The sequence below is a fragment of the Streptomyces sp. NPDC055025 genome (assembly GCF_053608565.1).
In genome coordinates, this window is record NZ_JBSGVS010000034.1 from 82178 (window position 1) to 94378 (window position 12201).

At 72.9% G+C, this 12201-nt stretch carries 11 protein-coding genes; 9 read left to right on the top strand and 2 right to left on the bottom strand.

Features of this window, described 5'->3' with window-relative positions:
* Nucleotides 1-123 precede the first annotated feature (123 nt).
* Both ACWGDX_RS21575 and lon read right to left on the bottom strand, forming a co-directional pair.
* Nucleotides 124-846: a hypothetical protein gene (locus ACWGDX_RS21575; RefSeq protein ID WP_453627850.1), complete on the bottom strand. Its 723-nt coding sequence runs from the start codon at nt 844-846 to the stop codon at nt 124-126.
* 251 nt (nt 847-1097) lie between these two features.
* Nucleotides 1098-3509 (bottom strand): endopeptidase La, encoded by a 2412-nt coding sequence (gene lon / locus ACWGDX_RS21580; RefSeq protein WP_453627852.1) that lies wholly within the window; start codon nt 3507-3509, stop codon nt 1098-1100.
* A 340-nt stretch (nt 3510-3849) separates the two neighbouring features.
* On the opposite strand from lon, the gene ACWGDX_RS21585 reads away from it, so the two are divergent.
* The 9 genes from ACWGDX_RS21585 to ACWGDX_RS21625 all read left to right on the top strand — a co-directional run.
* Nucleotides 3850-4428, top strand: a complete 579-nt coding sequence (locus tag ACWGDX_RS21585) for a hypothetical protein (RefSeq protein ID WP_453627854.1) — start codon at nt 3850-3852, stop codon at nt 4426-4428.
* 109 nt (nt 4429-4537) lie between these two features.
* Entirely contained in the window at nt 4538-5122 is a 585-nt protein-coding gene (locus ACWGDX_RS21590) for an RNA polymerase sigma factor (protein ID WP_453627855.1), read from the top strand.
* On the top strand, nt 5119-6171 hold the full coding sequence (locus ACWGDX_RS21595; protein WP_453627857.1) for a zf-HC2 domain-containing protein: 1053 nt from the start codon (nt 5119-5121) through the stop codon (nt 6169-6171). Before ACWGDX_RS21590 ends, ACWGDX_RS21595 begins: the two co-directional genes overlap by 4 nt.
* 136 nt (nt 6172-6307) lie before the next feature.
* Nucleotides 6308-7219 (top strand): ABC transporter ATP-binding protein, encoded by a 912-nt coding sequence (locus ACWGDX_RS21600; protein ID WP_453627859.1) that lies wholly within the window; start codon nt 6308-6310, stop codon nt 7217-7219.
* A complete protein-coding gene (locus tag ACWGDX_RS21605; RefSeq protein WP_453627861.1) occupies nt 7216-8556 on the top strand; it encodes a hypothetical protein in 1341 nt (446 codons plus the stop codon). Before ACWGDX_RS21600 ends, ACWGDX_RS21605 begins: the two co-directional genes overlap by 4 nt.
* A gap of 151 nt (nt 8557-8707) precedes the next feature.
* Nucleotides 8708-9448, top strand: coding sequence for a spermidine synthase (locus tag ACWGDX_RS21610; protein ID WP_453627863.1), 741 nt, complete (start codon nt 8708-8710; stop codon nt 9446-9448).
* Nucleotides 9449-9559: 111 nt separating this feature from the next.
* Nucleotides 9560-10297, top strand: coding sequence for a response regulator transcription factor (locus ACWGDX_RS21615; protein WP_066948181.1), 738 nt, complete (start codon nt 9560-9562; stop codon nt 10295-10297).
* Nucleotides 10298-10392: 95 nt separating this feature from the next.
* Nucleotides 10393-11448 carry a HAMP domain-containing sensor histidine kinase gene (locus ACWGDX_RS21620; RefSeq protein WP_453627875.1) on the top strand — a complete coding sequence of 352 codons (1056 nt, stop codon included), beginning with the start codon at nt 10393-10395 and terminating at the stop codon, nt 11446-11448.
* Between the two features lie 478 nt (nt 11449-11926).
* Nucleotides 11927-12201 (top strand): 2-oxoglutarate dehydrogenase E1 subunit family protein (locus ACWGDX_RS21625; protein WP_453627865.1); only part of this gene is annotated, 275 nt, incomplete at its 3' end.

A 12201-nucleotide genomic window follows, 5' to 3' on the forward strand; every position in this document is an offset into this window, starting at 1 on the left:
CCCGCGGTCCCGTCCGCGGTCCCGCCCGGAACGGAAGGCCGGCCGGGACCGCACCGTCATGAGCGGCCCGCTGTCATGAGCGGCCTGCCGTCATGCCCGGCCCGCTGTCAGGACCGGCCGCGGTCAGGACCGCACCGACAGCAGCCAGTCGCCGGGCAGCTCGTTCCGTACCCGCGCCAGGGCGCTCCCGGTCCGGGCGAGCACCCAGAGCCACTGTCCCGCGTCCTCCCGCAGCAGTACGCCGGGCGCGCTGAACCATCGCGTCACCCCGCCGTCCACCGCCCACAGCGGACAGTCCGGCAGGGGCACACGGGTGTAGCGCGACGCGATGTCCCCGGCGTCGACGCCGTCGAGATGGCGGTTGTCGCCGAGACCGTCCGGGGCGCCGAAGACCGACTCCGCGAGAACCATCTCCACACAGGCGAGCGAGAACCGGTCCAGGAACGGCAGCCAGCGGCCGGGAGACCCCGCGGCCCCACGGACGTGCACCGGTGGGTCGTCCTGGTCGAGATCGGCGAGAAGGACGCCCCACTCGGCGGCGTACTGGTTCTCGACCCGGTACACGAGCGCGCCCTCCCGGACCACCAGCTCCCCGGGAGCCAGCAGCCGGTCCTGGTTGCTCGTCAGATCCCCCCGCCGCCCGAACAGCCCGTACGCCTCCCGCACCGCGACGGGCAACGCGAACCCGAGCCGCCGCTCGGCATCGGCGATCTCCCCCTCCCCGTACCCGTCCCCCGTCCGCAGAGGCACCCGCCACCCCTGCGCGAACCCCCGCACAAACCCCCAGGCCCCACCCCTGCCCCGCACCCCGGCCAGCGCTTCCCCGACATCGAACCCCACGCTCATGCCCGCGAGCGTAACAAGGCAGGAACGGACCCGGTCCTGAAGGCCGGCCATACGGTCCTGCCCCTGGACCGGCCGGCGGGCCGCCGTGTCCCCTTTCGCGAGAAGCCCGCGGCGGCCCGCCGTCAGCGGCCGCGTTGCGAGGCGCGGATCGCACGCCCGCGGCCGGAACCCTGGTGCGGGTTCCGGCCGTGGGCGCTTGTGCGGTGCTCGTCGCGGGTTCGTACTCGTCGCGGGTTCGTGGCGGTTTTCGGTCAGGCGGCCGCCGCGACCGGGACCTCGGCCGGGGACAGGGCCAGGTCGAGGACCTGGCGGACGTCGGTGACCGGGTGGACGTCGAGCTTGTCGAGGATCTCGGCCGGGACGTCGTCGAGGTCGGGCTCGTTGCGCTTGGGGATCACGACCGTCGTGATGCCCGCGCGGTGGGCCGCCAGCAGCTTCTGCTTGAGGCCGCCGATGGGCAGCACACGACCGGTCAGCGAGACCTCGCCCGTCATGGCGACGTCCGTACGGACCAGGCGCCCGCTCAGCAGCGAGGCGAGTGCCGTCGTCATCGTGATGCCCGCGCTCGGTCCGTCCTTCGGGACCGCGCCCGCCGGGAAGTGGATGTGCACGCCCCGGTCCTTGAGATCGGCCACCGGCAGCTCCAGCTCCGCGCCGCGCGAGCGGAGGAAGGAGAGCGCGATCTGCGCCGACTCCTTCATCACGTCACCGAGCTGTCCGGTGAGGGTCAGCCCCGATCCGCCCGTCTCCGGGTCGGCCAGCGACGCCTCCACATAGAGGACGTCACCGCCCGCGCCGGTCACCGCGAGACCCGTCGCCACGCCCGGCACCGCCGTACGCCGCTCCGCCGGGTCCTGCGCGGACTCGGGCACATGGTGCGGCCGGCCGATCAGCCCGCGCAGATCGCCGGCGCCGAGGGTGAACGGCAGCTCGCGGTCGCCCAGCTCGTGCTCGGCCGCGACCTTCCGCAGCAGCCTGGCGATCGCGCGCTCCAGATTCCGCACGCCGGCCTCCCGGGTGTACTCCCCCGCCAGCTTGCGCAGCGCCTCGTCCGCCAGCGTGACCTCACCGGGCTCCAGACCCGCGCGCTCCAGCTGCCTGGGCAGCAGATGGTCCCTGGCGATGACGATCTTCTCGTCCTCCGTGTAGCCGTCGAGCCTGACCAGCTCCATACGGTCGAGCAGCGCCTCCGGGATGGCCTCCAGGACGTTCGCCGTGGCGAGGAACACCACGTCGGACAGGTCGAGTTCGACCTCCAGATAGTGATCGCGGAAGGTGTGGTTCTGCGCCGGGTCCAGGACTTCGAGCAGCGCCGCGGCCGGATCGCCGCGGTAGTCGGAGCCGACCTTGTCGATCTCGTCGAGCAGGACGACCGGGTTCATCGAACCGGCCTCCTTGATCGCCCGGACGATACGGCCGGGCAGCGCGCCGACGTAGGTACGCCGGTGGCCGCGGATCTCCGCCTCGTCCCGTACGCCGCCGAGCGCGACCCGGACGAACTTCCGGCCCATCGCGTGCGCCACGCTCTCGCCGAGCGAGGTCTTGCCGACCCCGGGCGGTCCGACCAGGGCCAGCACGGCGCCGCCGCGACGGCCGCCGACCACGCCGAGACCGCGGTCCGCGCGCCGCTTGCGCACGGCCAGATACTCGGTGATCCGTTCCTTCACGTCCTCCAGGCCCGCGTGCTCGGCGTCGAGGACCGTCTGCGCGCCCCGGATGTCGTACTCGTCCTCCGTGCGCTCGTTCCAGGGCAGCTCCAGCACCGTGTCCAGCCAGGTGCGGATCCAGGAGCCCTCGGGGCTCTGATCGGAGGCGCGCTCCAGCTTGTCGACCTCCTTGAGCGCGGCTTCCCGCACCTTCTCGGGGAGATCGGCCGCCTCGACACGGGTCCGGTAGTCGCCGGACTCGTCCTCGTCGCCCTCGCCGTTCAGCTCGCGCAGTTCCTTGCGTACGGCGTCGAGCTGGCGCCGGAGCAGGAACTCGCGCTGCTGCTTGTCGACACCCTCCTGGACGTCCTTGGCGATGGACTCGGCGACATCCTGCTCGGCGAGGTGGTGACGGAGCTGCTCGGTGGCGAGCTTCAGCCGGGCCACCGGGTCGGTGGTCTCCAGCAGCTCGACCTTCTGGGCGGTGGAGAGGAAGGGGGAGTAACCGGAATTGTCGGCGAGGGTGGACACCTCTTCGATCTGCTGGACGCGGTCCACCACCTGCCAGGCGCCACGCTTCTTCAGCCAGTCGGTGGCGAGCGCCTTGTACTCCTTGACCAGCTCGGTGACCGAGCCGGGCAGCGGGTCGGGGACGATTTCGTCGACACTCACGCCCTCGATCCAGAGGGCCGCGCCGGGCCCGGTCGTACCGGCGCCGATCCTCACACGGCCACGGCCGCGGATCAGCGCGCCGGGATCTCCGTCGGAGAGCCGGCCGACCTGCTCGACGGTCCCCAGCACACCGATCCCGGCGTAGGCCCCGTCGATGCGCGGCACGAGCAGCACCTTCGGCTTGCCCGTACCACCGTCGCCGGCGCGCGCGGCGGCCTGAGCGGCCTCCACCGCGGCTCGGACCTCGGTGTCGGACAGGTCGAGAGGCACCACCATGCCGGGCAGCACGACCTCGTCGTCGAGCGGCAGCACGGGAAGCGTGAGCGGTGTGGACATGGCAGCCATGATCTCCCCTTCGGCAGTCAAGTTGAGCTATACCGACTCAATGCTTGTGAGTCCCAGGATGTTCCCCCGGCCGCGTTCGCTCTGAGCGATCGCCCTGCCACCCCAGGGAAACGGCCTCCGACGAAGGGTGGTGTGCGCTCAACGCGCCGGGACGGCCACAGCTTCCCGGCCCCGTCGACCCTCGGCTGTCAGTGCGGCCATCGCCCGTCGCCGCGCGTGCGCGGAAGCCCGCGCGTGCGTGATGGGCCGCGCGACGGGGCAGAGCTTGCCGGGAGGGACACCCTCGGCATGCTCGGCGCCGGGGGGCCGGGATACGGGCGGCGGACGGGGAGTTGGCCAGATGCGGCTGCGACTGGGATCGCGACGGACAGGACGGGTCCTGGCGGGCACGCTGCTGACGGCGGCGGTGCCGGCTCTGCTGCTCGTGGGATGCGGCGGGAACGGTACGGACCGTGCGGACACCCCGCCTGCCGCTACGACCGGCCAGGCCGCCCCGACGGTCCCCGCGCCCCCCTCCGCGTCGGTGTCCACGGCACCGCCCACATCTCCTCCCGCGTCGGGCACGCCCGCCCGCTCCCCCTCCCCGTCGCCCGACGCGACCCTCGTCATCGTCACCAGGTCCGGCGGCATCGCGGGCCGTCACGACAGTGTCAAGGTGAACAACGACGGGGCGTACACCGTCCTGTCCTCCGGCCGTGCGACCGGCTCGGGTCAGCTGCGCCCCGCCGAACTCACCGAACTGCGCCGGGCCCTCGACGCGTCCGGCCTGGAGCGGCTCCCGCGCGTGATGTTCGACCGGCCCGCCCCCGACGCCTTCGTCTACGCCATCAACCACGCGGACCACGAGGTCGCGATCTCCGACGCCGAGCCCGTACCCGCCCTCCAGCGCGTCGTCGCGGCCGTACCCCTCCCTTCCTGACCTCCCCGCAGGCCCTCACCCGCAGGCCCCTCACCCGCGGATCCCTCCCCGCGCGATCCGGTTCCGGCGGGCCGTGAACCGCCGGCGCCGGTGCCGGCGATAGAGAGGCGTGAGACTGTTCCGCCCCGTGGAGGGTGACCGCGACGACGGCGCGCTGCTGCGTGCCGTCGCCGGAGGGGACGCGGAAGCGCTGGCCCTGCTGTACGACCGGCACGCCGGCTGGCTGCTGGCCCGGCTGACGCGGCGGTGTCAGGACCCCGAGACCGTGAGGGAGGTCCTCCAGGACACCTTCGTGACCGTATGGCGCTCGGCCGCGGCCCATCACGGCGGCGAGGCGGGCGGCTGGCTGTGGGTGATCGCCGCGCGGCGTCTGGTCGACGCCCAGCGCGCACAGGCACGGGCCGGGCGAGGGGACCGGGCGGAGCCGCCGTACGAGCCACGCCCCCTCGCGCCCTCCGCCGAGGAGCGGGTGCTGGCGGGACTGGAGTACGGAGACGTCGGCACCGCGCTCGACCGGATCTCCCCCGAACTGCGCGAGGTGCTGCGCGCCACGGTCGTCGACGGACTGACCACCCGCGAGACCGCTCAGCTCCTCGGCATACCGGAAGGCACGGTCAAGTCCCGTGCGACGCGCGCCCGCAGGGAGCTACGAGCCGCACTGGACCGGATCACGCCCACGGAAGGCACGGCATGAATTCCATCGGGAAGCACGACGGGAAGTACGACGGGAAGCACGGCGGGAACCACGGCCGGAAACGCGGCGGCGGGCATGGCGGCGAGCCCGGCACAAGCGCCTGGCATGTGGACGACGCGCTGGCCGTCCGGTATGCCACGGGTTCGGCACCGGAACCCGACGCCTGGTCGCTGGAGAAGCACATCGAGTCATGCGGCGCGTGCGCCGTCCTGGTGTCGGCGGCGGTGCGGCGGGGGGCCGCGGGGCCGGTGCTCGCCGGTGTACGGGAAGCGGTGCTGGCGGCGGCGGTGAGGTCCGCGCCGCCCGCCGCGCGGATCGGGCTGACGGCCCGTGTCCTGTGGGCCGCGGGGCCCGCGCTGCGCGGCTCCTGGCTGGTGGCCGTGGTGCTGGTGGCCGCAGGCGCGGTCGCGCTGGCGTACGGAGCCGGTTTCGCGGGGGCGCGCCCCCTCCTGCTGGCGCTGGCACCGCTGCTGCCGCTGGCCGGGGTGGCGGTGTCGTACGGGGAACACGCGGACCCGATGTACGAGATCGGCGCGTCCACCCCCGGCGGCGGACTGCGGCTGCTCCTGACCCGTACGACGGCGGTCCTGGCCATGAGCCTGCCCCTGCTGACCCTGGCTGGAGTGCTGCTGCCGTCCTCGGCGTCCCCGGCGCCCTCGGTGCCCTCGGTGCCCTCGATGCCCTCGGTGTCCCCGGTGCCCTCGATGGAGGTGCCGGGCGCGGCGGCCTGGCTGCTGCCGGCCCTGGCGCTGACGCTGGCCACGCTGGTGCTCGGCTCCTATGTGGGCTGCCGCACGGCGGCCGGGGCGGTGGGGGCGGCGTGGGGGGCGGCGATCGCCGGATCGCTGCTGGCGACGGCGCGCCGGGACGGCGGCGCGGAGGTCGGGCCGTTCCCGGTGGCCGAGCTGTCCGCGTATCTGACGCGCTGTCTCGCCGGGGCCGAGGCGCAGGGGGGCTGGGCCGCCGGCGCCGTGGTGTGCGCCGGATTGCTGGTCCTGCGGCGGCGGTCCTTCGACCGCCCGTCCCTCGGTGCCCCGGGGCGCGCGTGAGGACGGGCGAACACCACAGGAAACAGACGGCGGGAACACGGCAGAGGCACGGCAGAGGCACGGCGAAGGCACAGCGGAGAAGCGCCATGGCAGTGACAGACGCCATGGAAATGACAGAAGTGAGAGGGGAACAGGCGTGGAAGCGACGGACACGGTAGCGGTACGGGGGCTGACCGTCAGACACCGCAGGACGGTCGCCCTGGACGCGGTCGATCTCGGCCTGGGCATCGGCGTGCACGGACTGCTCGGTCCGAACGGCGCGGGCAAGACCTCCCTGATCAGGGTGCTGGCGACGGTCGCCGCACCCGCCGCGGGGCAGGTGGAGCTGCTGGGCCGGGATGTGTCCGAGCACGGGCCCCGCGCGGCGGTACGGCGGCGGCTCGGCTATCTCCCGCAGCAATTCGGCTACTACCCGGGCTTCACGGTCCGCGAGTTCGTCTCGTACGTGGCCTGGCTCAAGGAGATGCCCGCGCCCCAGGTGCCCGGGGCCGTGCGGCGCGCGGTCGACCGGGTGGGGCTGATGGACCGTATCGACGCCAAGGTGAAGACCCTGTCGGGAGGCATGGTGCGCCGGGTCGGAATCGCCCAGGCGATCGTCAACGAGCCCGGTCTTCTGCTGCTCGACGAGCCGACCGCCGGACTCGATCCGGAACAGCGCGTCGAGTTCAGGGAACTGCTCCGGGACGTGGGCGCCGACTCCACCGTGATCGTCTCCACCCATCTCGTGGAGGATGTCGCGGCTGCCTGCTCGGAGGTGGTGCTGCTGGAATCGGGGCGGATCGCGTTCCGCGGTACGACGGCGGAGCTGACCGCGCTGGGGGACGGGACGGGCGAGCCCGGCGACAACCCGATCGAGCGCGGCTACACGGCGGCGGTACGGGCGATCCGGGCGCGGCGTGCCGCGGCGGGATCCGCGTCAGGGATTACGGCCGGACCCCCGGCCGGACCCCCGGCCGGGACCGTGTCCGGATCCGCGTCAGAGGCCGGCGCTTCCGCAGCCGCGTCCGGGGCCGGCGCTTCCGGGACCGCCCAGGAGGCCACTCGATGAGCGCCCTCGACACCTCCCGCGTCCCGCGCGGTCACGCCGCCCCGGACACCCGGGAGGACCGCGTCCCCGCACGCCTGCGGTCCGTCCGGCCCGTGCGCACCGAACTGCTGCGAGGCATCGGTCCCTGGGCCGGGGCGGCGGTCGCCCTGACCATCTGGGTCACCATGTATCCCAAGGTGGCGCGATGGCAGGGGCACTGGACGGACACCACTGATCTGCTGCGTGTCGTGGGACTGCTGCTCTGCGGGCCCGTCGCCGCCGCCGCCGGCTGCTGGCAGGGCGGCCGGGAGCGGCGGCGCGGGACCGGCGACCTGTGGACCTCGTTCCCCCGCACCCGGCTGCGCCGGACACTGCCTGCCCTGGCGCCGGCCGCGCTCTGGCCGCTCATCGGATACCTCATCGGTGCGAGCGGGTGTCTGCTGGCGACCTGGCCGTACGCGAGCGGGCCTCCTCCGTTCGTCTCACTGGTCGTCGCCGACGCGGTGGCCATCGCCGCCCTCGGTGTGCTGGGCTTCGTGGCCGGACGGCTGGTCCCCTGGCGCCTGGCCGCCCCGGCGCTCGCGGTCGTCACCTATGTCGGTCTGGCCCTGCCGATGTACACCGACGCGGACGCCCGGTGGCTCGATCCGGGCCTCGACCACTCCTTTCTCTGGGACCGGCCGGTGTGGTGGTTCGCACCGGCGAGCGCGGTCTGGACCGGTGGTCTCGCGGTGGCCGCGCTTCTGGCGTACGCGGCCCGGCGCCGTGCCGTCGCACTGGTACCCCTCGTCCTCGCCGTCCTCGCGGCCGTCCCGATCGCGCGGACCGGCGACTCCGTGTGGCGCCCGGACCCGGACCCGGAAGCGGCCCGGCTGGTCTGCGACGACGGCGTTCCGCGGGTGTGTGTGACGGAGGTAAACCGAAAACTGCTGCCCGCCGTCTCGGCCGCGCTCGCCGGTGCCAACGCCGAACTGCGCGGGGTCCCCGGCGCGCCCGCCCGCTGGATCGAGGGCCCGCGTGCGCTCCGGGCGGGGGAGGTGCGGCTGCCGGCCCCCGCCGACCTGGCCGTACGCGACCGGCTGCCCGATCCCGCGTACTACGCGAACTGGGCGGTCGGCGCGCTCCTCCTGGAGGACTTCCGCGAGGAGTGCGGTTGGAGCGGATCCGACCACTCCGAAGAGGAGCGGGCCGCCGTCGACGCGGCCGTACATCAATGGCTCGCCCCGAGCCGGCACTTCCGGTGGCCTGAGGCCGAAGCCCTCCTCGAACGGCTGGAGGCCCTGGACGCCGAGCGGAGCCGCGCCTATCTCGCCCGCTATCTGGCCGCCGACGACTGCGACGACATACCGGTCCCGTGACACCGAGGGGCGCTGAATCCGCGGCCAGGTCCCGGGGCCGGGTCCCGGGTCCCGGGCCGGGGCCGGGCCTCGCGGGCCGCAAACGATTTGTCCCGGTCCCGTTCTCCGCACCAGGATGTTGGCCAAGTCTTCCACCGACGGAGAGGTCCGCATGCCTGTATCCGCCACTTCCGTACGCCTCTCGGTCCCCGGTCCGGACTCCGCTCCCGTCACCCTCGACCGCCGCGACGGACCGTACGGCGAGATCGTGCTGCGACAGCGCGGCGAACGGCTGGAAATCATCGCCAACGGATGCTTCCTGATGGACACCTCGGACGGCCGGTCCGAGCGTCTGCTGATCGATGCCGCGCTGGCCACGCTCCTCGGTACACGTTCCGCACCGCGACCGGGAACGCCCGGCCCGCGGCCGTCCGTCCTCATCGGCGGGCTCGGGGTGGGGTTCTCCCTCGCGCACGCCGCCGCCGATCCCCGCTGGGGCGGGATCGTGGTCGTCGAGCGGGAGCAGGCCGTCATCGACTGGCATCGCGAGGGTCCGCTCGACCGGATCTCGGCCGCCGCGCTCGCCGATCCACGGGCCGTGATCCTCCACACCGAACTGGTGGAGTACGCGCACACCGCCACGGAGCGTTACGACGCGCTCTGTCTGGACATCGACAACGGACCGGACTGGACCGTGACCGAGGGCAACGGGAATCTGTACTCGGCGCAGGGGCTGGCCGCCTGCCGCGCGCGGCTGAAACCCGGCGGTGTACTCGCCGTATGGTCGGCCCGGCCGTCGCCCGTCTTCGGCGAAGCGTTACGGAATGCCGGTTTCACCGGGGTACGGGAGGAAGAGATCCGGGTTGCCCGGGGCCTGCCCGACGTGGTCCATCTCGGTGTTCGCACTGCGTAGCCGGAAACCTCCCGCTGCCTCTACGCTGCACCACACACATCGATCCACATCCGCATCGGGAATGTGGATCGCGGGAACAAGGATCGCGGAACGCGTACCAGGGGCGGGGCGATGGAGCAGACACACACCAGCCACAACGGAGTCGCGGCCACGCCCGGCGCCCAGCGCCGGGTCCTGGTCGTCGAGGACGACGCCACGATCGTCGACGCCATCGCCGCGCGGCTGAGGGCCGAGGGATTTCTGGTGCAGACGGCGGTGGACGGCCCGGCGGCCGTCGACGCGGCCGAGGCCTGGCAGCCGGACGTGATGGTCCTCGATGTGATGCTGCCCGGCTTCGACGGCCTGGAGGTCTGCCGCCGGGTCCAGTCGCAGCGCCCGGTGCCGGTGCTGATGCTGACGGCCCGCGACGACGAGACCGACATGCTGGTCGGCCTCGGGGTCGGCGCCGACGACTACATGACCAAACCGTTCTCCATGCGGGAACTGGCGGCCCGGGTGCATGTGCTGCTGCGCCGGGTGGAGCGCGCGGCGCTCGCCGCGGTGACCCCGCGCAGCGGCATCCTGCGCCTGGGCGAGCTGGAGATCGACCACGCGCAGCGCCGGGTGCGGGTGCGGGGCGAGGATGTGCATCTCACCCCCACCGAGTTCGATCTGCTGGTCTGCCTGGCGAACACCCCGCGCGCGGTGCTCTCCCGGGAGCAGCTTCTCGCCGAGGTGTGGGACTGGGCGGACGCCTCCGGCACCCGTACGGTCGACAGCCACATCAAGGCGCTGCGCCGGAAGATCGGCGCCGAGCGGATCCGTACGGTGCACGGCGTCGGATACGCGCTGGAGACCCCCGCGCCATGAGCCGGCCAGGCTCCGGCGGCTCGGGCAGAGGCACGCACCCGGGCCGCGGCACGCATCACACGGACCCGCACCCCGGCGGTCCCGGGAGCACGGGCCTGCGCCCGTTCTCCATCAAGGCCAAGCTCGGCACCCTGGTCGTCGTCTCCGTCTTCATCACCACCGGTCTGCTGATGGTGGCCCTGCGCACCGATACCGAGCTGCGCTTCATCACCGTCTTCTCGGTGATCGCCACCCTGCTGATCACCCAGTTCGTGGCCCACGGGCTGACCGCGCCCCTCGACGAGATGAACACCGTCGCCAAGGGCATCTCGCACGGCGACTACACCCGCCGGGTCAGCGGCGCCGACCGCAGGGACGAGCTGGGCGACCTCGCCTCCACGATCAATCGCATGGCCGACGACCTGGAGGCGGAGGACCGGCACCGCAAGGAGCTGATCGCCAATGTCTCGCACGAGCTGCGCACACCGATCGCGGCTCTGCGGGCCGTGCTGGAGAACGTCGTGGACGGGGTGTCCGCCGCCGACAACGAGACGATGCTGACGGCGCTGCGCCAGACGGAGCGGCTCGGCCGGCTGACGGAGACACTGCTCGACCTGTCCCGGCTGGACAACGGCGTCGTACCGCTGAAGGCCCAGCGTTTCGAGGTGTGGCCGTATCTCTCCGGGGTGCTCAAGGAGGCCAATCTGGCCGCCGCGCGGCGCTCGACGAGTTCCGGCTCCGGCAATCACTCCCGTACGGACGTGCATCTGCATCTGGATGTCTCGCCGCCCGAACTGACCGCGCACGCGGACACGGAGCGGCTGCACCAGGTCGTCGCCAACCTCATCGACAACGCCGTCAAACACAGCCCGCCGCACGGCCGGGTGACCGTACGCGCCCGGCGCGGCGGCGGGTCCGAGTCGCTCGAACTGGAGGTGCAGGACGAGGGTCCCGGCATCCCGGAGCAGGAGCGGCACCGGGTCTTCGAGCGCTTCAACCGGGGCACCGCGCCGTCCCCGCACGGCCCCGGCAGCGACGGCGGTACGGGCCTGGGACTGGCGATCGCGCGCTGGGCGGTCGATCTGCACGGCGGCCGGATCGGGGTGGCCGAATCGGTTCGCGGATGTCTGATACGCGTCACTCTTCCAGGAACAACCCGAGCGCACGGTTGACGTACGCTTCGCACTGTTGACGCACGATCTCCGAGACGCGCGCCGGAACGCCTGGGCGACGCGCGCCGGAACGCCGGGACACGAGCCGGGCGAGGCCCGGCGGAGACCGGCGGAGACGGACGGACGCCCGGCGACGGCGGACCGGCCGGAGGCCCGTCCGCGGCCCGGCCGGAGGCCCGTCGGCGGACCGGCGACGGAGGTCCGGCGACGCGGACGGAGGCCGGAGGAAGCTCGACGGAGGCCGGCCACCGGGTCGTGGCCCTGCCGTCATCCGGCCGTTGTGTGCCGTGACGCTTCCCGACGGCTGCCCGACGCCATGGAACCCCGCTTGTTTCCCGCCATTTCAGCCGCCGAAACCCGCCTTCGGATGTGACTTGCACGACGATGGCACGCCCGGCCTGCACCTGAAGCCCTGGTAGGCGTAGCCTTGATTCCCGCTGTCCATCACCTTGTGAAGCGGAAGAGGGCGGTTCACGCCGTGTCGTCTCAGTCCCCCAGTAACGCGAGCATCTCGACCGACGAAGACGGGCAGGGCAAGAACCCTGCCGCTGCCTTCGGAGCCAATGAGTGGCTCGTCGACGAGATCTACCAGCAGTACCTCCAGGACCCGAATTCGGTCGACCGTGCCTGGTGGGACTTCTTCGCCGACTACAAGCCGGGCACTCCCGGCACGGCGGGCGATCCCATGGAGGGCACCGCGCCCGCGGTGACCCCGGCCGCCCCGGCCCAGGCCGCGCCCGCGGCCCCGGCGAG

Excerpts from the sequence above, each read along its gene's own strand:
- ACWGDX_RS21585 (WP_453627854.1), top strand. The coding sequence starts at position 3,850 with ATGCGGCTGCGACTGGGATCGCGACGGACAGGACGGGTCCTGGCGGGC.
- ACWGDX_RS21615 (WP_066948181.1), top strand. The coding sequence starts at position 9,560 with ATGGAGCAGACACACACCAGCCACAACGGAGTCGCGGCCACGCCCGGC.
- ACWGDX_RS21605 (WP_453627861.1), top strand. The coding sequence starts at position 7,216 with ATGAGCGCCCTCGACACCTCCCGCGTCCCGCGCGGTCACGCCGCCCCG.
- ACWGDX_RS21595 (WP_453627857.1), top strand. The coding sequence starts at position 5,119 with ATGAATTCCATCGGGAAGCACGACGGGAAGTACGACGGGAAGCACGGC.
- ACWGDX_RS21575 (WP_453627850.1), bottom strand. The coding sequence starts at position 846 with ATGAGCGTGGGGTTCGATGTCGGGGAAGCGCTGGCCGGGGTGCGGGGC.
- ACWGDX_RS21610 (WP_453627863.1), top strand. The coding sequence starts at position 8,708 with ATGCCTGTATCCGCCACTTCCGTACGCCTCTCGGTCCCCGGTCCGGAC.
- lon (WP_453627852.1), bottom strand. The coding sequence starts at position 3,509 with ATGGCTGCCATGTCCACACCGCTCACGCTTCCCGTGCTGCCGCTCGAC.